This window comes from Streptomyces daliensis, from assembly GCF_054782395.1.
This window is the reverse complement of sequence record NZ_BAAGSO010000057.1, coordinates 1-20236: the sequence shown is the minus strand read 5'-3', so window position 1 is coordinate 20236 and position 20236 is coordinate 1. Positions and strand designations below refer to the sequence as shown.

The following is a 20236-nucleotide window of genomic DNA, read 5'->3' as shown; positions in this document are numbered from 1 at the left end:
GAGAAGAGCGAGGCCACCCGCGTGTCCGCAGGGGCACCCTGACCTCCCCCGCCGCCCGACACCGCCCGGTGCCGTGGAGAACCCCGCGACAGGCGCGAGGGACGACGCCCCGGAGCCGGATAGTCAGAGCGCCCCGAACGGCCCGGTCCCCGCACCCTTCGCCGAGGGGCAGGACGGGGACGCGGAACAGCGGAGGAAGGCGCGCCGGCAGAGGAACGGGAAAGGCGGGGAGAACGTGATCGGGTGCTCATGCCGACCGACGGTAGAGACGTTCACACCGCGTCAGTGATCTTGCTCAATTCCCGGGGACAACCCACCAGTTGTGGATAACTCCGTCACCCACACGCTCCACACGCCCCGCACACCTCACACCCCCACACCCAGCGCCCCCGCCTCCCACTCACCTCAACGACACGACCGCACCCAGCAACCCCGGCCCCGTATGGGCGCCGATCACCGCGCCCACCTCGCTGACGTGCATCTCGCCCAGTCCCGGAACGCGGTCACGCAGCCGCTGGGACAACTGTGCCGCGCGTTCCGGTGCCGCGAGATGGTGGACGGCGATGTCGACGCGGGCCTCGCCCGCCCGCTCGACCACGATCTCCTCCAGGCGGCCGATCGCCCTCGTCGCCGTGCGGACCTTCTCCAGCATGCCGATGCGGCCGTCCGTCAGCTCCAGCAGCGGCTTCACCGCCAGTGCTGAGCCGAGCAGCGCCTGGGCCGCGCCGATGCGACCGCCCCGGCGCAGATAGTCGAGGGTGTCCACGTAGAAGTAGGTGGAGGTGCCCTCGGCGCGCTTCTCTGCGGCGGCCACCGCCTCGTCCAGTGAGCCGCCCGCCTCCGCCGCCTCGGCCGCCGCCAGGGCGCAGAAGCCCAGGGCCATCGCGACCACACCGGTGTCCACCACCCGTACGGGTACGGGTGCCTCGCGGGCGGCCAGCACCGCCGCGTCGTACGTACCCGAGAACTCCGCCGACAGGTGGAGGGAGATGACGCCGTCCGCACCCGCCTCGGCCGCCGCGCGGTACGCCTCGGCGAACATCGCCGGGCTCGGCCTGGACGTCGTGACGGCGTGGCGCTGGCGCAGGGCCTCGGCCAGCGAGCGGGCCGAGATCTCGGTGCCCTCCTCCAGTGCCTGGTCCCCGAGCACCACCGTCAGGGGAACGGCGTTGATGTGGTGCCGCCGCAGGGCCGCCGGCGGGAGGTAGGCCGTGGAATCAGTGACGATCGCGACATGGCGGGACATGAACAGGAGGCTACCGCCGTCTCAGGAAGCGCTCCGAGGACGGCCCTTCTCGAAGTGGGGAAACCCTTGCCGTTGCTGCCCCGCCGCTCCCCCGTCAGGCCCGGCGAAGCCCTCCGTCCGGCCCTCGCGCCCGGCCGGAAGCCCCGGAGCGGAACCCTCTGCATCGGCGCCCGCCCCGGCAGGCCCGGCAGGACCCGAGCCGGTCCCGGCAGACCCCGCACCCGCGCCATCGGAGCCCGCCGAAGACGCCGAGGCCGCCGAGGACCGCGCATCGGACGCCGCGTCGCCCTGCCCCAGCGCGGAGCGCTCCTCGTCCGGGCGCTGCCAGTGCCGCAGCGCACCCGACTCGATCTCGATCTGCTCGCGCAGGGCCGACAGCCCCTCGGCGTCGTACTCCCGCGCGCGGTCCTGGGCTGCGAAGCGAAGGGAATCGGCCGACTGCTTGATGTGCGCGACCCGTTCGCGGGCCTCGGGGAGCCGTTCGGCGACGCGCTCCTTGTCGGGTTCACGGTCCATGAGCTGGCGCAGTTCGCCGTCGAGCTGCCTGGCGTGCTCCTGGAGGCGATCGAGCAGGCCCATCGCCTCACGCAGCGACGCGTCACGCTCGGCGCCCGCCTCCAGTGCGCGACGGGTGTTGTCTATGGAGGAGCGCAGCTCCAGGCGCGTGCGGGCCAGCTCACCCACGGGCCCCGGCTGCACGGCCTTCGCGCGCAGCGCCGTCTCGTCCACGGTCCGCCTGACCTGCGTGCCCGTACGCTCCACGCCGCGCTGCACGGCCCGCACGGCCTTCACGGTGACGAAAGCACCGAGAGCCACGAAGAGCACGAAGAACAGCGCCAGTACACCGATGACGAATTCCACGGGCGCGCTCCTTCGTCAGTTCCGCCAGTCCGCCAGGGTCGTCTCCTGTCCAGCGTAAACGGACAGGGGTCGCTCCGGGTTCCGACAGAACCCGGAGCGACCCCTCAAGCTCCCCGTAAGGGAGAAATCGCCCGCTCCTACTCCGCTACGGCATTCGCGCAGGTACGACGTTCACGCGGGTACGACGTTCACCAGCTTCGGCGCGCGGACGATCACCTTGCGGATGTCCGCGCCGTCCAGCGCGCTGACGATCGCGGGCTCGGCCAGCGCCTGGGCCTCCAGATCGGCGTCGGAGATCGAGGGCGAGACCTCCAGGCGGGCCTTGACCTTGCCCTTGACCTGGACGACGCAGGTCACGGTCTCGTCCACCACGTACGCCGGGTCGGCGACCGGGAAATCGTGGTGCACCAGGCTCTCCTCGTGGCCCAGCTTCCGCCACAGCTCCTCCGCGACGTGCGGCGCCAGCGGAGCGATCAGCAGCAGCAGCGGCTCGATCACCGAGCGGGGCACGCCGTCCAGCTTCGTGACGTGGTTGTTCAGCTCCGTGATCTTGGCGATGGCGGTGTTGAAGCGCAGGCCAGCCATGTCCTGGGTGACGCCGTCGATCGCCTTGTGCAGCGCGCGCAGCGTGTCCTCGTCGGGCGCGTCGTCGACGACGGTGACCTCGCCGCTCGCCTCGTCCACGACGTTGCGCCACAGCCGCTGCAGCAGCCGGTACTGGCCGACGACCGCGCGCGTGTCCCAGGGGCGCGAGACGTCCAGCGGGCCCATCGCCATCTCGTACAGGCGCAGCGTGTCCGCGCCGTACTCGGCGCAGATCTCGTCCGGCGTGACCGCGTTCTTCAGGGACTTGCCCATCTTGCCCAGCAGCCGGGAGACCTTCTCGCCCTGGTAGTAGTACGCGCCGTCCCGCTCTTCCACCTCGACGGCCGGTACGGCGATGCCGCGCGCGTCACGGTAGACGTACGCCTGGATCATGCCCTGGTTGTACAGCTTGTGGAACGGCTCCTTCGAGGAGACGTGGCCCAGGTCGTGCAGCACCTTCGACCAGAAGCGCGCGTACAGCAGGTGCAGCACGGCGTGCTCGGCGCCGCCCACGTACAGGTCGACGCCGCCGTGCGGCTGGCCCTCGCGCGGCCCCATCCAGTAGCGCTCGACCTCGGGATCGACCAGCTTCTCGCTGTTGTGCGGGTCCAGGTAGCGCAGCTCGTACCAGCACGAACCCGCCCAGTTGGGCATCGTGTTGGTCTCACGGCGGAAGCGCCGGGGGCCCTTGCCGTCGCCCAGGTCCAGGGTGACGTTGACCCACTCCTCGTTGCGCGACAGCGGGGTCTCTGGCTGGGTGTCGGCGTCGTCCGGGTCGAAGGTGCGCGGGGAGTAGTCCTCAACCTCGGGCAGCTCCAGGGGCAGCATCGACTCGGGCAGCGCGTGCGCCACGCCGTTCTCGTCGTAGACGATCGGGAAGGGCTCGCCCCAGTAGCGCTGGCGGCTGAACAGCCAGTCGCGCAGCCGGTAGTTGACGGTGCCCTCGCCGATGCCGCGCTCCTCCAGCCAGGCCGTCGTGCGGGCCTTGGCCTCGGTCACGTCCAGGCCGTCCAGCGCGACGCCGCCCTGCCCCTCGGGCGAGGTGGAGTTGACGATCTTCGCGTCGTACGAGACGAACGCGTCGTCCCACGTCGACGGGTCCGTGCCGCGCCCGTCCGAGGGCTCGACGACACAGCGCATCGGCAGCTCGAAGGCGCGCGCGAAGGCGAAGTCCCGGTGGTCGTGCGCCGGGACGGCCATGATCGCGCCGGTGCCGTAGCCCATCAGCACGTAGTCGGCGATGAAGACGGGGGCACGCTCACCGCTGACCGGATTTGTCGCGTAGACGCCGGTGAAGACGCCGGTCTTCTCCTTGGCGTCGGCCTGTCGCTCGACGTCCGACTTGGCGGCGGCCTGCGCGCGGTAGGCGGCGACGGCCTCGGCGGGCGTCGCGTAGCCGCCGGTCCACACCTCGTGCGTGCCCTCGGGCCACGCGTCGGGCACGACCCCGTCGACCAGCGGGTGCTCGGGGGCCAGCACCATGTAGGTGGCGCCGAACAGGGTGTCCTGGCGGGTGGTGAAGACCTCGATCTTCTTCTCGCCATCGCCGCTCAGGGGGAAGTCGATGCGGGCACCCTCGCTGCGCCCGATCCAGTTGCGCTGCTGGAGCTTGATGGCCTCGGGCCAGTCCAGCGCGTCCAGATCGTCCAGCAGCCGGTCCGCGTAGGCGGTGATGCGCATGTTCCACTGGCGCAGCTTGGCCTTGAAGACGGGAAAGTTGCCGCGCTCGGAACGGCCGTCGGCGGTGACCTCCTCGTTGGCCAGCACGGTGCCCAGGCCGGGGCTCCAGTTGACGGGCGCGTCGGACGCGTAGGCCAGGCGGTACTCGCCCAGGACCTCGGCGCGGCCGGCCTCGTCCAGCTCGCTCCAGGGGCCGAAGCCTTCCGGCGTCTCCCGCTCGCCCGCCTCGAACTGCTCGACCAGGGCCGCGATGGGACGGGCCTTGTCCGCCTCGCGGTCGTACCAGGAGTTGAAGATCTGGACGAAGATCCACTGCGTCCACTTGTAGTAGGACGGGTCGATCGTCGCGAACGAGCGGCGCTGGTCGTGGCCCAGGCCCAGGCGGCGGAGCTGGGCCTTCATCTGGACGATGTTGGCCTCGGTCGACGTCCTGGGGTGCGTGCCGGTCTGCACGGCGTACTGCTCGGCGGGCAGGCCGAAGGCGTCGAAGCCCAGGGTGTGCAGGACGTTGTGCCCGGTCATGCGCTGGAAGCGCGCGAAGACGTCGGTGGCGATATAGCCCAGCGGGTGGCCGACGTGCAGGCCCGCGCCCGACGGGTACGGGAACATGTCCATGATGAACTTCTTGGGCTTGGCGGCCTCCTCGGGCTCGCCTCCCAGGTCACCGTTGCCCGGGTTCGGCGCCTCGTAGGTGCCGCGCTTCTCCCAGAAGTCCTGCCAGCGTGCCTCGATGTCGGCGGCCAGGGCCGCCGTGTAGCGATGGGGGGCCGCGGTCTCCGCGGCGGTCGTCGTCTCGCTCATCGTCCTTAAAGCTCCATCGGTCGTCTCTGCCAGGCGGAAATGAAAAATCCCCTCGCACAGGAGGGGACGCCGCGCCGATTCCGGCCCGTCAGCCGAGACGATCTTGTCGATCGCTTCGACCGAAGAGGCTGGGACTGATCAGCGCGGCCCGCTAAGCAGAAGGCGTACGGCACGCATGCGGTCAGGGTACCGCAACCCCACCAAGCCCCTACACGTAGTCCCGCACACCAATACGCCCCCACACACCAACGTGACCCCCCTCACGCTCCGAGTACAGCGAGGCGGCCACAGAGGCACACCACGAACCGTGAAGTGACGCCGAGCACAACAAGGCCCCCACAGAAGCCGCAAGCGTGGCGCCCCGAGCACAGCGAGGAAGCCCACGCCCCGCAGGCGTGACGCCGAGCGCAGCGAGGCCCCCACAAGAGCCGCAGGCGTGACGCCGAGCGCAGCGAGGCCGTCCACGCCCCGCACGCCCCGCACAAAGGGCGTGGCGACCGAGCGCCAGCGAGGAAGCTCACGCCCCCACGCGAACCCCCACCGGCCCCAGGGGGGTGCGGGTGGCGAAGCCCCCGCCACGCGAGGCGAAGCCGAGCACAACACGAAGCAGGCGACGCCGTCCGCGCTTCCCGCGGACACACGTCGCCTGTCGACTGCGTGGAGCTAAGGAGATTCGAACTCCTGACCCCTTGCATGCCATGCAAGTGCTCTACCAACTGAGCTATAGCCCCATGTTCTGGTCCGCCGGGGTTTTCCCCTCGGCGGCGTCGCCAACCTTACACGGCCCCTGCCCGCATCCGCCAAATCGGTTTCCGGATCCGGCCGTCTCCCGGCTCCTCCCCTTCCGCTCTTCCGCACTCTCCGCCACCCTCCACGTCTGACCACCGGCACATCGGGGCACCCCGTCCAGCGCACCTCGCCCAGCACCTCGCCCAGCACCCCGCCCAGCACTCCGGCCGACGCCCCGGCCCGCCCACCCCGACCGGTACTGTCGACGCCCTGTGCCTGTCGCCGCCGACCTTGGAGCCGCACGTCGTGAGCACGCTGCCGCAGACCGCCGACGCCGGGTCGGTGGCGGTCGTCAAGACCTACCTGTTGCGGCGTCCGCTGCTCCTCGCGGCGACGCTCTGCCTGACGTCCTTCGTTTCCTTCTGGCTGGCCCAGAGCGCGGCGGACGTCTCGATGATCGACCTCATGGTCTACCGGGCCGAGGGCTGGACCGTGCGCAACGGCCAGGACCTCTACGCGATGCGCGCGACCCACGCCGAGCTGCCGACGACCTACCCGCCCTTCGCCGCGCTGCTCTTCATGCCGCTCACCCTCCTCGGCGTCGCCGACATGCGCGTCCTGGCCGCGGCGGGGAACCTCGCGCTACTGGTGGCGCTCGTGCACCTGTCCCTGCGGCTGATCGGCCGGCCGCTGTACGTACCGCGGCCCGCGGCCACGCTCCTGCTCGCGTCGGTCGCCGTCTGGTGCGAGCCGGTGTGGACGACGCTGCGCTACGGGCAGATCAACCTGCTCCTCGCCGTACTGGTGCTGTGGGACCTCTCGCGCCGTACCGATCACAGGTGGGCCGGTGTGGGCATCGGCGTCGCGGCGGGGATCAAGCTCACGCCCGCGCTGTTCGCGGTGTTCCTGGCGCTGTGCGGGCTCGCGGAGGGGTGGCGGCGGGTGCGGCAGACGGGCGGCCTGGGCAGCCTGTGGAACCCCAGGCTCCGGCAGGCGGCGGTGGCCGCCGGGGCTTTCCTGGGCACCGCGCTGGCGGGCGCCGTGCTGCTGCCCGCCGACTCGCGACGGTTCTGGACGGACGCGGTCTTCCAGTCGGACCGCGTGGGGCACGCGGTGATCACGGACAACCAGTCGCTGCGCGGCGTGCTGGCGAGGCTGCTGCACGCCGTCGATCCGGGGCTGCCCTGGCTGGTCGTCGCGGTCGCCGTCGGCGTGCTCGGGCTGAGCGCCGCCGTCGCCGCCGCACTGGCGGGGCAGCGCAGGCTGCCGCACGCGCCCGCGTGGGCGGCGCTCGCGTGCGCCGTGACAGCGCTGCTGGTGAGCCCCGTCTCGTGGTCGCACCACTGGGTGTGGTGCGTGCCGCTCACGCTGCTGCTGGGTGCCGAGGCGGTACGGCGCGGCAGGGCGCGCTGGTGGGCGCTGACGGGGCTGGCGGCGCTGCTGTTCTGCTCGTACGCGCTGTGGTGGGTGCCGCACAGCCCGGGCGCCGACGTGCCGCCCGAACTGCGCCAGAGCGCTGCCCAGATGCTGCTGTCGGCGGTCTATCCGGCGGCGGGGCTGGGCTTCTTGGCGCTGACGGCGGCCGTCGCGCTACGGGCGCTGCGCAAGCCCGCGCCGTACGAACCGGGCGAGGGGCCGGGCCGCTTGCCGGCCACTGGACGGAACAGTCAGACCGCGCCGAGGCAGGGCGTGCCGGGGCAGAGCGCGCCGGGACGGACCGTGCCGGATCAGGCCGTGGCGAAGGAGTAGAAGCGCTTCAGCGTGCAGTGCTCGTCGAGCAGGCGCCCGTAGATGGGTTCGCCGTCCAGCTCGCGGTACGTCTCGATCGGGTCGCCCTTTATGATCAGCGCCCTGGCGCACTCCTCGCACCAGTACTGGAACGCGGGATTGACCGGTTCCATGTCGCGGACGATGGGCGTACCGCTCCCGCACCAGTCGCATTTCCGGCTGTGCGCACCCATCAGTCATCAGCTCCAGCTGTGGCCGCAGGCCGTGCACACGTAGGAAACTCCTCCATTGTCGCCGAGCACCTGGGCGACGTTCGCTGATCCGCAGGTCGGGCACTGGAGGGTCCGGGTCGCACCGGGGAAGGCCGGTGAGCGTGTACGCAGGTGTGAAGTCCGCTTGTCGTCCTCAACGAGGACACTCGCCGACATCGCACACGTCCCTCCCCTCGGGCTGCCCCCTTCCAGCCGTCACGATTCTGCCACGTTCTTCCACATCACAGGAGTCCCGGTCGACGATCTCGGCCGAGTACACCCGCGAATGCCCCGGCCACGGCCGTGACCGCCAGTACGAGTGCGGTCGTCCACAGGGCGGGAGCCGAAGAACCCCCGGCCTCCAGCCTGTCCAGAAACAGCGTGCCGAAAGTGGCGACCCCGGTGAGCATGCCGAGCTGGCTCGTCGTGGTCAGCAGCCCGCTGGCCTCGGCGGCGTCCGGCTTCCTCACGGACGCGAGGCCGCCGGTCAGGGCCGGGTTGTAGCCGAGGCCGAGGCCCGCGCCGAGCGCCACGAAGGCCACGAGGAGCCAGGGGCCGCCGTCGCCCCCGCCCCGTAGCAGCGCTCCGATGGCCACGAACGCGGCCCCGGCGAGCAGCAGTCCGCCCGGCACGGCAGCGCGCAGCGCGCGTGCGGGGAGCCGCTGCCAGGTGAGCCCGACGGCCCCGAAAGCGAGCGCCGTCGGTACGAAAACCAGTCCCGTGCGCAGCGCGCTGTGGCCGAGCCCGGCCTGGAGGTGCAGGGAGAGGGCGAAGAGGAAGCCCGAGTTCAGCGCCATCACCAGCCCGACGCACAGCACCGCCAGTGGCATACGGGGAGCACGCAGCACCCTCGGGGAGATCAGCGGGACGCCGCCGCGCCGGGCGAGGCGCGTCTCGTGGAGGGCGAAGACGCCGAGCAGCACGGCGCTGAGGGCGAGCGAGACAAAGCACCACAGGGGCCAGCCGTGCTCCTGGCCGAGGACGAGCGGAACGGTGAAGAGGCAGACAGCGGCGGCGAGCAGCAGCAGTCCCGCGAGGTCGAGACCGCGGGCCCACCCGGCGTCGCGGGCCCGTCCGGCGCCCCGGGCCGCGTGCTCCTCGCGCGGCAGCACGCGCGCGCCCAGCACCAGCAGCGCCACGCCGATCGGCACGTTGACGAGGAAGGCGGGCCGCCAGCCCGTGCCGAACAGGTCGGCGGAGACCAGCACTCCGCCCAGGATCTGCCCCGAAGCGGCGCCGACAGCGAGCACGCCGGAGAAGGCGCCCAGCGCCCGCGCACGCGCGGGGCCCGTGAAGGTGCGCTGGATGAGGCTCAGCACCTGCGGCATCATCACGGCGGAAGCCGCGCCCTGGAGGAACCGGAAGACGGTCAACTGGCCCGCGTCAGCGGCGAGGCCGCAGGCGAGCGAGGTGGCGGTGAAGAGCGCGAGGCCGATCAGGAAGACGCGGCCGTGACCGAATCCGGCGCCCAGCCTGGCCCCGGTGATCAGCAGAACGGCATAGCTGATGGTGTATCCGGTCACGATCAACTGGAGCCCGGCGCCCGTGGTGTGCAGCTCGGCGCGGAGGGTGGGCGCGGCGACGTTGACGATGAAGACGTCGAGCAGCGCCATGAACTGCCCGGTGAGCAGGGTGATCAGGATCCAGCGGGGCCGGTTGTCAGTGCCGTCGCTTTTACTTGTCTGTGCCGGACGCGCGGCGTGCGGCGTCGAAGCGGTCTGGGTCATGGCCGTCAGCCTGGGGCCGGGGCGGTACGGGTGGTGAGTGCCCCTCGGTGCTGGTAGTGACAGCACCTGGCACGGCGGGGGCACAAGGCGGAGCATGGGGGTGTGGGCGTGGGAACCGAAGCGGGAACCGAATCACAGAGGGCCACGGGACAGCCCGGCCGCCGCCCTGAGCTGGCGGCCTTCCTCCGCAGCCGCCGCGCCCGCGTCACCCCGGCCGACGTGGGCATGCCGCCGGGGCTGCGCCGCCGCACTCCGGGCCTGCGCCGCGAGGAGGTCGCGCAGCTCTCCGGCGTCGGCGTCACCTGGTACACGTGGCTGGAGCAGGGCCGTCCCATCAACGCCAGCGCCCAGGTCCTGGACGCGGTCGCGCGCACCCTCCGTCTGGAACAGGCCGAGCGCGAGCATCTCTACCAACTGGCGGGGGTGCCCTTTCTTCCCGCTCCCGGCCCCGGCCCCGGCTCCGGCTCCGGTCCCGTGCCCTCGGCGGACGGGACGGACCCGGAGATCCAGGGGATCATCGACGCCCTGGACCCGCTCCCCGCCGTGATCTACAACGCGCGCTGCGACGTGCTGGCCACCAACCCCGCCTACGAGGACCTGTTCGGCGAACACATCACGCGCGACGGCCGTCGCAACGCGCTGTGGTCGCTCTTCACGGCGCCCGCCGGCCGCGGCCCCCTGGTCTTCCGCGAGTCGGAGCTGCCGGTGATGGTGGCCACGCTGCGTGGCGCGTACGGGCGGCATGTGGGAGAGCCCGCGTGGGAGTCGTTCGTGCGGGAACTGTCGGAGGCGAGCGCGGAATTCGCACGGCTTTGGCGGAGCGGGGACGTGGCTCCGCCTGGGCCGAGGGTGAAGGCGTTCCGTCATCGCACCGTCGGCGAGATTCGGATGACCTCGGTCTCCCTGTCCGTCCACGGCATGCCAGAGGCCCGGATCGTGGTCTACACCCCGGCCGACGCGGAGAGCCGCACCCGCACGGCCACCCTCCGCTCCCACCGCCCCCAGCGCCTCCCCCACTCCCCGTCCCGCGAACGGATATGACGGCTCACGTATGCGCACCACGGAGCGGGCGGGCGGGCGGGGCCGGGGACAGGGCCCCGGCGTTCATCTCGGTTGTCCGGGTTCGTGACGATCATGTGATGCCGTAGAGGGCGAGGACGCGGGGGCGGTCGGCGTGGGCGCGTCGGGCGGCGGCGATACTTGAGCCGCGTGCAGGAAGAGCCGGTTGCATCGCGTCCAGGGTGATCACACGGTGCCACCCCCGCCAGACGCACCGGCCTCCGGGCGGGGATGTGGCCTTCGATCGCGTCAGCTCCGCAGGGAGTCCAACCGTGCGCAGCCCTTACCCTCGACGCAGATGCTGATCGAGACCGGGATGTTCTCGGCGATGCTGGTGTCGAACCAAAGATCGTCGTTCGAATTGAGCTGCGCTTCCTTGAACATGCGCCATTGCCCGCCCACGAAAATCCAGGACTTGAAGGACGCCTTCTTGTTAGTCCTGTTGGAGAACCAGTAGCGCTCGCTCCTGGCCTTGAATTCCACCCGCGCTGACTTACGGCTGTTGATTTTTTCGTTTTGGACGTCGCCGCTGACGCCCCCTGCGTCGCCGTCTGTGGGGGACCGGTGGCACGAGCCATACCAGCCGTTCGGCGTCGAGTTGTAATTGCAGTTCACGAGATCTGCGTGCGCCGGACTCCCCACCAGCAGCGGCAGGGTAACAGCAGCGGCGACCGCGGCCACACTCGCGGTGCGCCGAATCCTGCGTTTCCTCGGTGTCACAAACACTGGCTTCCTCCGGAATTTTCGGTTCGAGCTACAGGACAGTCGTGGAATGGCGTCCGACTCGCCCCGTGACCGAGAAGCCCAGGGGCGAGACATCGGTCTGCGCATTACAGATAGCGACCTTGCCTCTGGGGACAGAGACAGGAGTCCGGGACCAAGCCGGGCACCGGCGTTCTCGCCCATGGGCGCCACGCCCCCGCCGGGCACACCGGAGCTGTCGTCTGCTGTTGCGGTTGCTGCTGTGCCCGCAAGGGCGCTGGCGAGTATGAGTGTGATGGTTGCGGCGCGTGTTGCGGCTTTCGCATTGTGCTGGTCGATCGTGCTGGTCCCCGGCGACGCTAGACCCCCACCGAGGCGCGTCGAAGAGGGAGCGGGCAGGGCTCCGTCGTTCTCACGACCGGTCGGGAATGATCACATGAGTCCGAGGGCGGTCGGCGGCCGGGTCATGTCCCGCCCGTGGTGGCGCAGGCCCTCGGCGATGTTGTCCCATCCGGCCAGGCGGAGCGCGCCGATGGCCAGGTTCCGCAGGGAGGCCATCGCCCGGTGCGCGTTGCCGGTCCGCACCCGCGAGGCGTCCTCCCCGAACGTCACGTCCCTGACATGGTGCTCACGATTCTCGAGTGCCCAGTACCCGCGTACGCGTTCCGCCAGGTCAGCAGCTGCCGCCTGGTGAACCGTCAGGCTGGTGACCGCGTAGACGCGTTCGAGCGACACCTTGCCGGTGCGCACCGTGCGCCGCCGGCGGACGATCTGCAGCGCCTGGCCGACAGTGCGGGAGACGTCCGCACGATCGGTGAGCCGGCCGCCCACCGCCGCGTCGAGCGCGTCGCCGTCGATGCGCCGCAGAACCCGGCGCACGGTCGCCTCGCTGGGCGGTCGAGGCAGGCCGGATCACAGCTCGCGAGTTGGGCATACCAGGCCCATACCGGCTCTGTCGGGCCGATCGCGAGAACGACGGAGCCCTGGGGCCGGGGATGCCATAGGAGCTCCCTATACCCCCTACTGACATTTCGTCTTTGCCTCTCCTTCTTTTCCGTACGTACCGTGAAACAGCTCGACGAGGCGCGCACCGCGAATTCCCCGAGGATTCGTGCGCCGCGCACGTCATTTCTTCTTCCGTCGAGCGGATTCACATGCGAGCGAGAGGACCGGTGGGATGACCATTGTCGAGAACGGATCGGAAAAGCGGGAACTCGCGGGAAAGCGGGCCCTGGTCACGGGCGGTTCCCGCGGAATCGGAGCGGCCGTCGTGCGTCAGCTCCTGGACGCGGGCGCCGAGGTGCTCACGACCGCCAGGTCGGCGACGAGCACGGTGCCGGAGGGGGCCGCCTTCGTAGAGGCCGACGTGCGGACGCGCGCCGGAGCGGAGGCGCTCGCGTCGGCCGCGCGGGACATGCTCGGCGGGGTGGACATCCTGGTCCACAACGCGGGCGGGGGGCAGCCGTACAAGGACTCCGCTGCCATTCCCGACGAGGAGTGGCAGGACGCGCTGAACCTGAACTACCTGGCGTCGGTGCGGCTGGACTCGCTGCTGGCGCCGGGGATGCGGGAGCGGCGTTCGGGGAGGATCGTGCACATCTCCTCGGCCGCCGTCCTCACCCCCGTGGGGCCGTTCCTGCACTACACCACGGCGAAGGCGGCCCTGGAGAACTACAGCCGGGGGCTGGCCTCGGAGCTGGCCCCGTTCGGGATCCGGGTCAACACCGTGAGCCCCGGCAGGGTCGCCACCCCAGGCGGCGAGGCGACGCGGGAGGAGTGGGCACGCCTGGCCCTGGCGCCGGGCCAGACCAACGCCGACGACACCACACCGCTGGGGCGCGACGGCCGGCCCGACGACATCGCCGACGCGGTGCTGTTCCTCGCCTCCGACCGGGCGAGCTGGCTGACCGGGAGCAACCTCATCGTGGACGGCGGTGAATTCCCCAGGGGCTGACGACGAAGGAATTCCGGAACGTCAGGAAACCGGCTTGGAGGAGAAAGCGGGGGAGGAAGTGGAAAAGGAAGCGGGAAAGGAAGCGGAATCGGACCAGGTCTCCTGACGCAGAAGTTCGAGCAGAGCCGTCTCCGCCGGTCCCGCGCCCTGCCGCAGTACGGCGATGACGGGCTGGGACACGGCCGGGGACACCGCGCGTACAAGGTGCTCGTGGCCGTGGGGCACGGCGGAGGCCGGGACGAGCGTCACCCCGAGACCGTGGGCTGCCCAGCGCACGGCCGTCGGTGTCTGGGACACGCGGGCGGCCGTGGCCGGGGTCAGCCCGTTGTCCCGCAGCGCGCTCAGCAGCACACCGTCGAGCGCGCTGTCGCGGTCGAACCTCACCCACGGCTCCCCCGCCAGCTCGCGCAGCTCGACCTGATCGGCTGCGAGCTGCCGGTGCCCGGCGCCCAGCACCACGACGAGTTCCTCGTCGCCGAGGTGATGCGCATCGTCGGGGCTCCGCTCGCACGCCGCCATCAGGGCGAGGTGCAGCACGCCCCGGCGGCACAGCCGCTCCAGCTCGGCGGAGCTGGGCTCCTCGAAGACGGTGACCTCCAGCCGCGGGAAGCGGCGGCGCAGCGCGCCCAGCGCGCGCGGCAACTGCCGCGTGCCGAAGCCCATCTGTACCGCGACCACCAGCTCGCCGACCAGCTCCTCGGCACCGGCCCGCGCCGTCGCCCGCGCCCGCCGCGACGCGCTCACCGCGACCTCCGCCTCCCGCAGGAACGCGCGGCCGACCGCGGTGGGCACCAGTCCGGTCGGCGTGCGCGCGAACAGTTCCACGCCGAGTTCCCGTTCCAGGCCGCGGATCTGCTGGGACACCGACGGCTGAGCGACGTGCAGCAGCTCTGCCGCCGCCGTCACCGAGCCCTCCTCGGCGACGGCCAGGGCGTACTCGTACTGGCGAAGACTCATCGGCTCCCGTTCTCTCCCTGTGGTGGGCCTCCCCAGGCGGACCGTGGTCCGCCCGGTCGTCAGAGGCGGTAACCCGGTTCCGCCGACGGCGATTCCCGTGGGCGATACCGTGGCCACGCCGCGTCGAGCCGTTCCAGTCCGTCGACGGCCGGGTCGCGAGCGCACGTCCGCCATGCCAGGCGCGCGCGAACCACGCAACCGGCCTCGCGCCCGGTTCCGCCGATTCTCCGGGCCAGCCTTTACGGCAACTTACGCGCTCGCCCTTCTCCTGGCGCGAATCACATAAAGAAGACCTCACCCATGCAAATCCCCCACCCGGCACGGCGATTGCCGTTGTCCCACAACCGGGGAGGGGCCTGTGCAACAACGCCCCGGCTGTCAAGGCTGCACTACAGGCAGCCGCCGGGGCCTTGTTGTACGCGGTGCCGACGGCTGCCACATCGCCGCTGCCTTCGACGAGGCCGCGGAACGACCAGGGACGAGACGTCCGACAACGGGGGAGCGAAGAGAGGCCATGCCTGTCCGTCCGGTTCGGGTTCCAATGCGGCCTGACAGCGGTTGGCCCGATAGCGGTTTGATGGCGACCGGACGTCATCCGGTGAAGCCGCACAGGCCCGGCGTTCCACCTGCCATGCCAGGCGGACGCGCCCTCTTCTTCGGCAAGGGCCGATGGCCGCACGTCCTGCGCTCATCCGCTGACGAATTCCCCGACTCCCCCGACATCCCGTACCCGACGATCCCCCGCGTCCCGCGGGAACACCGCGAACGAATCCGGAGGATGAGGATCTCTTGGCGACATCATCGATACGCACGACGGACGCACTCGGCGACGAGGAGCCGGCGACCTTCCGCACTGCCTCCGTACGGCCCGTGGAGACCGTACGGACCGTGGACCTCGGGCCGGTGAAACTCTCCCGGATGGCCCGCGCACGGCCACCGGGGCAGGACGCCCCTCCCCCGGCTCCCCCAGCGCCCCCGGCCGGACAGCCGGCCCCGAAGACCTGCACGCTCTGGCTCAACGTGCACGGCTCGTGCACCGTCGAACACGACGCGGGTGGCGGACGCGTGGCGGCGCTCCGCACGGACGAGATGGCGCTGTACGACAGTTCCCGGCCGCTGACCTGCCACACCGCCGAACCGGAATTCACCGCTCTCCTCGCGCAGGTGCCCCGCAGTCTGCTGCCGTTACCTCCGGACGCCTCCCCCGAGCTGGAAGTCGTGCGCACATCCAGCGGAGAGGGCATGGGAGCGCTTCTCGCCCGCTACCTGACCGCGCTGGACCGGCACACGGACGATCCGCCGTCCGCCGACGCCGCCCGCCTGGCCGATGTCACCACCGGCCTGTTGGCCACCTGGCTCGCCCATACGCTCCGGGTCGACCGCTCCCCGGACCAGGAACCGCCCCACGAGGCCCTCCGAGCCCGCATCCACGCCTTCATCGAACGGCACCTGGCGGATCCGGGCCTGTCACCGCGGACGGTGGCCGCGGCGCACAAGATCTCGGTCAGCTACCTCTACAAACTGTTCAACAGCCACGGGACCCCCGTCGCCGCCTGGATCCGCCACCGTCGCCTGGAGCACTGCCGCCGCGACCTGGCCGACCCCCGTCTGGCCAGCCTCCCCGTGCATGCCATCGCCACCCGCTGGGGTTTCACCCACCACGCGCATTTCAGCCGGGTCTTCCGCGCCGCGTACGGAATCCCGCCCCAGGAACTCAGGCAGCACTGCACGAGGCCGTGAAGTGGAGAAACCGTCAACAGGTGGATAAGGAGTGTCAACGACACCCCGACTGCGAGCGAGGCAAGCTGAGAGAAATCCGAGGGATGGAGGTGAAAAACATGAACACGACGACTCGCTACGAGGCCCCCGCACTGGTTGAGATCGGCGGCTTCTCCGAGAAGACGCGCTGGGTACGCGTGGGGTGGGTTCCGGACCTCCTCAGCACTTTTGGCGGCTGACCCACTGACCGTAACCCGGTTGCCAGTTGCTCCATTTCCGGCCACCGGCAACCGGGTCGCGGCACCGCCCACAGAACCGCACCGGAAACACCGTGCAAAAGGAGCTGAAGGAACATGAGCACGAAGAATCACTACGAGATTCCCACTCTGATCGAGATCGGTGAGTTCTCCGAGAAGACACGCTGGGTAGGCGGATGGATCCCTGATTTATTCTTGGGATATTCGTTCTGACGCCGTAGCCGCGGCCCGGTCATCAGCAGCATTCCTCCGGAATTCGATGACCGGGCCGCGGCCCCGTCGCCCATCGCCCCTCACTCGGCGTCGACGCACACCACCACAACAGTTGGAGCATTCCATGGAATTCGTCGTACTGCCGGACCATCCCGCCGCGGAGGAGGTGACCGCGCAGTTACCCGAGGAGTACCGGAAAAACACGATCCGCCACCGGTCCGGCCGCCCCTGGCTGGTCGGGGACTGGCCCGCCGAGGCCGCCGTCCACGTAGAGGCCGGGCCGTCGAAGGTCGTGCTCCTCGGTACCGCGCACATCACGGAACCCGCTCTGCTGAATCAGCTCGAAAAGGCCCGCTCCGTGCGGGATCTGGACAGGATCGTGGACCGCACCGCGGGCTGCTTCCATCTGGTCGCCTCCCTCGACGGCCGCGTCAGGTTCCAGGGCACCCTCTCCGGCGCCCGCGAGGTCTTCTCCACGGACTGCGCGGGCATCACGGTAGCGTCGAACCGGGTATCCGTCCTGAGCACATTGCGGCGGCTGACCCTGGCCGAGGACCAGCTCACGCTCCAGTTGCTCGACTTCACGCCGCCGTGGCCGCTGAGCGAACGCAGCGTGTGGAGAGAGATCGCCCCTCTCCCCTTCGCGCATTACCTGGCTCTGGCCCCCGATGGAACCGCCGAGCCGGTGCGATGGTGGACTCCCCCGGCGCCGGAGTTCCCGGTCGAGGTGGCCGCTCCCGAATTCCGGAAGGCACTGGCCTCAGCGGTGGCCGCACGCACGAGCAGTTCACCGGTCGTCGGCGCCGATCTCTCCGGCGGGATGGACTCGACGAGCCTGTGCTTCCTCGCCGCGGGGCAGGGCAGCCGGCTGGTGACCATACGCCGCCGGCTGATGGACCCGGTCAACTGTGAGGACAGCGTCGCCGACCGCGCCGCGGCGGATCTGCCGGACGCCAAGCACATCGTCCTCGAAGGGGACAGCGCGCCCTCGCACTACGAAGCGGTGGACCGCGAGGATTTCGCGACGGACGAGCCACCGCCGTTCGTCGCCATGGCGAGTCATATGGAAACCGTCGCCCGGATCATGGCCGCTCACGGGGTCACCCGGCACCTTCAGGGCCACGGAAGCGATGAACTGGCGGCCACCGGAACGACCCATCTGAACGCCATGGCCCAGCAGAGCCTCCTTGGTTCCCTGGGAATGATCCGTGCGATGCGCGCCCGGCGGCGCTGGTCCCTGGGGACGACTTTGCGCGTCGTCCGGAAATTCCCGCCGTACGCCGAATGGCTGCGCAGGTCCGCCGGCGAACTGCTGTCCCCGCCGAGTCCCGAGTCGGAAGTGGGCTGGGAACCGGCCCCGCATCTTCCTCCGTGGATCTCCGGAGAAGCGGCAGAGCTTGCACGGGAGACAGTGCTCCGCGCGGCGGCGACGAACCCCGCCCCCCTGTCGTCGCTCCCCACCCATCACGAGATATTGCGCTGCATTCGGGTGAACGGCACGATCGTCCGGTTCTCGAATACGCTCGCGGGTCATTCCGGGGTGAGCTTCGAAGCTCCGTACCTCGACGACCGGGTCGTGGAGACCGCGCTCTCCGTCCAGTTGGCCGGCCGTCAGGTGATGGGCCGCCATAAACCCGTACTGGCAGCGGCTCTGAGAGGAACGGTTCCGGATTATGTCCTCGACCGGACCACGAAGAGTCATTTCACGGTGGACGTCTACGAGGGCCGGAGGCGGAACCTCGGAAAGCTGCGGGAGATGTGCGAGGAGTCACGCCTCGTCGATCTGGGTCTGGTCGACCGCGGGGGATTCCGCCGCGCGCTCTCGGACATCATGCCCGATCCCATGCACGTAGGGCCGCTCGAAAAGACGCTGGCCTGCGAGGCGTGGCTGCGTTCCGTCCTGGAGAAGGCGGCACAGCCCCAGCACTGACACGAACACCGACACGACGGAAAAAGAGAAGCAGAAAAGGAGGTTCCAGTGGCACACATAGCTCTTTCTCCCTTCGTCAAGATGGTGGAGTCGGAGGACGGCATCGTCTTCCTCAATGGACGCACGGGACGGTACTGGCAGCTCAACGGCACGGGATCGGAGGTCGTCCGGCTGCTGCTGAGCGGCGAGACCGTGGAGTCGGCCGCGACCCGGCTCCAGGAGCAGTTCCCCGGCGAAACCGTTCAGGCCGTCTCCGACGTCCACGCGCTGGTACGCCAGCTCCAGGATGCGAAGTTGCTGGCCCGATGAGCATCTCGATGGTCAACGAGCGGGCGGGCGCACCGCCGTCGCTGTGGGTACGTCCACTGGCGCGAGTCGCCGTCCTGCTCGCCCTGGGCATCGCGAAACTGCCCCCGGAGCGTCAGTTCGCCCTGCTGGAGGCGTTCCGCCGCGGCGCGCGGCCCAGTCGCGTGGACGAGGCCCACCGGGCCCGCGACGCCGTCCTCTTCGTCAGCGTGAGGTGCACCGGCCCGTGGTGCCTGCAACGCTCGATAGCCACCGCGCTGCTGTGCCGCCTTCGTGGCACCTGGCCCGAGTGGTGCGTAGGCGTGCGCACGGAACCCTTCACCGCCCATGCCTGGGTCCAGGTCGACGGCGTGCCGGTGGACGAGGACACGGAGCAGCTCCGCTACTTCCACAGGCTGGTCGTCATCCGGCCGCGTTCCGGCAAGGGGGCGCCGCGATGACGATGCCGGACGGGTTCGGCCTGCTCACGACCGAGCGCGCGACCGTCGAAACAGCCTGGGGACACCGCCCGGCGGCCTTGCGCGTCCCGCCGCCCCTGCTCGATGCCCTCAACGCCGTCACGATCGAACGACTGCTGGAGGAGGAATCGCTGCGGCCCCCGCACATCACCTTCGCGCGGAACGGCAGCCAGATCCCGGACCGCGACGTCACCGTCGAGGACAAAGAGGCAGCGCCCTCGGACGCGGGGCAGCTGGACCGGGCGAAGGCACGGGCCTTGCTGGCCGACGGGGCCACGGCGGTGGTCTACCGGGCCAACCGTCTCATCGACTCTCTCGGCGCGGTCACCGCCGGTGTCTCCTCGGCGCTGCGCGCGTCCTGCGACGCGACGGTCTTCCACACCCCGGCGCACAGCCCCGGCCTCGGCTGGCACCGAGATGCCCAGCACGTGATCGCCGTCCAGATCACCGGCTCGAAACAGTGGCGGGTGGAGCAGGAGGCTCCGTCGCGCTGGTGGGCCGTCGGCTCCCTGCCGTCCGACGGTCCGGGCACCGACGTCGCCGAGGTCACCCTCCGCCGCGGTGACGCGCTCTACATGCCGCCGGGGGTCGCCCACACCGCACGAGCGACCGACGAGTCCAGTACGCACGTCTCGTTCGTCATCCTGGAGCCACAGACCCAGGACTTCGCACTCGCCCTCTTCGAGCGCGCCTTCCACCGCGTCGGAGTCCGGCTCGAACAGGGGCCCCTCACGCAGCGCCTGGCGCGGGCGACGGCGGTGGTGGACGAACTCGCCGCCGCCATCGACGAACTCGACATCGGGGACCTGCTCAGGACGGTGGAGGAGGACACCATGGATTCCGGACAGCCACCGCCGCGCACGTCACAGTGACCGGGGCGGCCCTGATACGGCACGGCTTGGATGCGTGGGGTGGCTTTTGTGGGGTCTTGCCATGGTCGGGGCGGGTGCGTAGGTTTCCGCGCATCAAACGTCGCCGTCGGGCAGGGGGGTGGGATGCCGCGTCGGGAGAGTCCGGTGGATCCGGGCGCGGGGCCGGTTTCGCGGTTCGCGTTCGCGCTGCGGAAGCTGCGG

At 70.4% G+C, this 20236-nt stretch carries 19 protein-coding genes and 1 tRNA gene; 10 read left to right on the top strand and 10 right to left on the bottom strand.

Annotated features, from left to right (window positions below; all coding sequences use genetic code 11):
- Positions 1 to 400: 400 nt before the first annotated feature.
- The 4 genes from ACYVOO_RS11795 to ACYVOO_RS11780 form a co-directional block, all read right to left on the bottom strand.
- A complete protein-coding gene (locus ACYVOO_RS11795) occupies positions 401 to 1246 on the bottom strand; it encodes a DegV family protein (protein ID WP_461015599.1) in 846 nt (281 codons plus the stop codon).
- 21 nt (positions 1247 to 1267) lie between these two features.
- The gene (locus ACYVOO_RS11790) at positions 1268 to 2107 is read right to left on the bottom strand and encodes a hypothetical protein (RefSeq protein WP_461015598.1); all 840 of its coding nucleotides are present in this window, start codon (positions 2105 to 2107) and stop codon (positions 1268 to 1270) included.
- 171 nt (positions 2108 to 2278) lie between these two features.
- Positions 2279 to 5173, bottom strand: a complete 2895-nt coding sequence (gene leuS / locus ACYVOO_RS11785) for a leucine--tRNA ligase (protein WP_461015597.1) — start codon at positions 5171 to 5173, stop codon at positions 2279 to 2281.
- A 658-nt stretch (positions 5174 to 5831) separates the two neighbouring features.
- Positions 5832 to 5904, bottom strand: a tRNA-Ala gene (locus ACYVOO_RS11780).
- Positions 5905 to 6217: 313 nt separating this feature from the next.
- Between ACYVOO_RS11780 and ACYVOO_RS11775 the strand changes: the two genes are divergently transcribed.
- Entirely contained in the window at positions 6218 to 7651 is a 1434-nt protein-coding gene (locus tag ACYVOO_RS11775; RefSeq protein WP_461015689.1) for a glycosyltransferase 87 family protein, read from the top strand.
- On the opposite strand, the gene ACYVOO_RS11770 is transcribed toward ACYVOO_RS11775, so the two are convergent.
- The 3 genes from ACYVOO_RS11770 to ACYVOO_RS11760 all read right to left on the bottom strand — a co-directional run bounded on the left by ACYVOO_RS11770 (position 7630) and on the right by ACYVOO_RS11760 (position 9608).
- On the bottom strand, positions 7630 to 7863 hold the full coding sequence (locus tag ACYVOO_RS11770) for a hypothetical protein (RefSeq protein ID WP_453348659.1): 234 nt from the start codon (positions 7861 to 7863) through the stop codon (positions 7630 to 7632). The two genes, ACYVOO_RS11775 and ACYVOO_RS11770, sit on opposite strands and share 22 nt — an antisense overlap.
- 6 nt (positions 7864 to 7869) lie before the next feature.
- The gene (locus ACYVOO_RS11765; protein ID WP_453348658.1) at positions 7870 to 8058 is read right to left on the bottom strand and encodes a hypothetical protein; all 189 of its coding nucleotides are present in this window, start codon (positions 8056 to 8058) and stop codon (positions 7870 to 7872) included.
- A 65-nt stretch (positions 8059 to 8123) separates the two neighbouring features.
- Positions 8124 to 9608 carry an MFS transporter gene (locus ACYVOO_RS11760; protein WP_461015596.1) on the bottom strand — a complete coding sequence of 495 codons (1485 nt, stop codon included), beginning with the start codon at positions 9606 to 9608 and terminating at the stop codon, positions 8124 to 8126.
- 102 nt (positions 9609 to 9710) lie between these two features.
- Between ACYVOO_RS11760 and ACYVOO_RS11755 the strand changes: the two genes are divergently transcribed.
- On the top strand, positions 9711 to 10649 hold the full coding sequence (locus tag ACYVOO_RS11755; RefSeq protein WP_461015595.1) for a helix-turn-helix transcriptional regulator: 939 nt from the start codon (positions 9711 to 9713) through the stop codon (positions 10647 to 10649).
- A 267-nt stretch (positions 10650 to 10916) separates the two neighbouring features.
- Here the strand turns inward: ACYVOO_RS11755 and ACYVOO_RS11750 are convergent, their stop codons facing one another.
- Positions 10917 to 11387: a hypothetical protein gene (locus tag ACYVOO_RS11750; protein WP_461015594.1), complete on the bottom strand. Its 471-nt coding sequence runs from the start codon at positions 11385 to 11387 to the stop codon at positions 10917 to 10919.
- Between the two features lie 414 nt (positions 11388 to 11801).
- Positions 11802 to 12248, bottom strand: coding sequence for a hypothetical protein (locus tag ACYVOO_RS11745; RefSeq protein ID WP_461015593.1), 447 nt, complete (start codon positions 12246 to 12248; stop codon positions 11802 to 11804).
- A 298-nt stretch (positions 12249 to 12546) separates the two neighbouring features.
- Between ACYVOO_RS11745 and ACYVOO_RS11740 the strand changes: the two genes are divergently transcribed.
- A complete protein-coding gene (locus ACYVOO_RS11740) occupies positions 12547 to 13323 on the top strand; it encodes an SDR family oxidoreductase (protein WP_461015592.1) in 777 nt (258 codons plus the stop codon).
- A 21-nt stretch (positions 13324 to 13344) separates the two neighbouring features.
- On the opposite strand, the gene ACYVOO_RS11735 is transcribed toward ACYVOO_RS11740, so the two are convergent.
- Positions 13345 to 14280: a LysR family transcriptional regulator gene (locus tag ACYVOO_RS11735; RefSeq protein WP_461015591.1), complete on the bottom strand. Its 936-nt coding sequence runs from the start codon at positions 14278 to 14280 to the stop codon at positions 13345 to 13347.
- 789 nt (positions 14281 to 15069) lie between these two features.
- Between ACYVOO_RS11735 and ACYVOO_RS11730 the strand changes: the two genes are divergently transcribed.
- The 7 genes from ACYVOO_RS11730 (at position 15070) to ACYVOO_RS11700 (ending at position 20035) form a co-directional block, all read left to right on the top strand.
- Complete coding sequence (locus tag ACYVOO_RS11730; protein ID WP_461015590.1) at positions 15070 to 16020, top strand: helix-turn-helix domain-containing protein; 951 nt, start codon at positions 15070 to 15072, stop codon at positions 16018 to 16020.
- Positions 16021 to 16118: 98 nt separating this feature from the next.
- Positions 16119 to 16238, top strand: coding sequence for a lasso RiPP family leader peptide-containing protein (locus ACYVOO_RS11725; protein ID WP_461015589.1), 120 nt, complete (start codon positions 16119 to 16121; stop codon positions 16236 to 16238).
- Positions 16239 to 16352: 114 nt separating this feature from the next.
- The gene (locus tag ACYVOO_RS11720) at positions 16353 to 16469 is read left to right on the top strand and encodes a lasso RiPP family leader peptide-containing protein (protein WP_461015588.1); all 117 of its coding nucleotides are present in this window, start codon (positions 16353 to 16355) and stop codon (positions 16467 to 16469) included.
- A gap of 124 nt (positions 16470 to 16593) precedes the next feature.
- Positions 16594 to 18399 carry an asparagine synthase-related protein gene (locus ACYVOO_RS11715; RefSeq protein WP_461015587.1) on the top strand — a complete coding sequence of 602 codons (1806 nt, stop codon included), beginning with the start codon at positions 16594 to 16596 and terminating at the stop codon, positions 18397 to 18399.
- 48 nt (positions 18400 to 18447) lie between these two features.
- The gene (locus ACYVOO_RS11710; protein WP_461015586.1) at positions 18448 to 18708 is read left to right on the top strand and encodes a lasso peptide biosynthesis PqqD family chaperone; all 261 of its coding nucleotides are present in this window, start codon (positions 18448 to 18450) and stop codon (positions 18706 to 18708) included.
- On the top strand, positions 18705 to 19145 hold the full coding sequence (locus ACYVOO_RS11705) for a lasso peptide biosynthesis B2 protein (RefSeq protein WP_461015585.1): 441 nt from the start codon (positions 18705 to 18707) through the stop codon (positions 19143 to 19145). The genes ACYVOO_RS11710 and ACYVOO_RS11705 overlap by 4 nt, the downstream gene beginning before the upstream one ends.
- Positions 19142 to 20035, top strand: coding sequence for a JmjC domain-containing protein (locus tag ACYVOO_RS11700; protein WP_461015584.1), 894 nt, complete (start codon positions 19142 to 19144; stop codon positions 20033 to 20035). Before ACYVOO_RS11705 ends, ACYVOO_RS11700 begins: the two co-directional genes overlap by 4 nt.
- Positions 20036 to 20236 lie beyond the last annotated feature (201 nt).

Coding starts and splice junctions, on each gene's coding strand:
- ACYVOO_RS11795 (WP_461015599.1), bottom strand. CDS start 1,246: ATGTCCCGCCATGTCGCGATCGTCACTGATTCCACGGCCTACCTCCCG.
- leuS (WP_461015597.1), bottom strand. CDS start 5,173: ATGAGCGAGACGACGACCGCCGCGGAGACCGCGGCCCCCCATCGCTAC.
- ACYVOO_RS11770 (WP_453348659.1), bottom strand. CDS start 7,863: ATGGGTGCGCACAGCCGGAAATGCGACTGGTGCGGGAGCGGTACGCCC.
- ACYVOO_RS11765 (WP_453348658.1), bottom strand. CDS start 8,058: ATGTCGGCGAGTGTCCTCGTTGAGGACGACAAGCGGACTTCACACCTG.
- ACYVOO_RS11760 (WP_461015596.1), bottom strand. CDS start 9,608: ATGACCCAGACCGCTTCGACGCCGCACGCCGCGCGTCCGGCACAGACA.
- ACYVOO_RS11740 (WP_461015592.1), top strand. CDS start 12,547: ATGACCATTGTCGAGAACGGATCGGAAAAGCGGGAACTCGCGGGAAAG.
- ACYVOO_RS11735 (WP_461015591.1), bottom strand. CDS start 14,280: ATGAGTCTTCGCCAGTACGAGTACGCCCTGGCCGTCGCCGAGGAGGGC.
- ACYVOO_RS11725 (WP_461015589.1), top strand. CDS start 16,119: ATGAACACGACGACTCGCTACGAGGCCCCCGCACTGGTTGAGATCGGC.
- ACYVOO_RS11720 (WP_461015588.1), top strand. CDS start 16,353: ATGAGCACGAAGAATCACTACGAGATTCCCACTCTGATCGAGATCGGT.
- ACYVOO_RS11715 (WP_461015587.1), top strand. CDS start 16,594: ATGGAATTCGTCGTACTGCCGGACCATCCCGCCGCGGAGGAGGTGACC.
- ACYVOO_RS11705 (WP_461015585.1), top strand. CDS start 18,705: ATGAGCATCTCGATGGTCAACGAGCGGGCGGGCGCACCGCCGTCGCTG.
- ACYVOO_RS11700 (WP_461015584.1), top strand. CDS start 19,142: ATGACGATGCCGGACGGGTTCGGCCTGCTCACGACCGAGCGCGCGACC.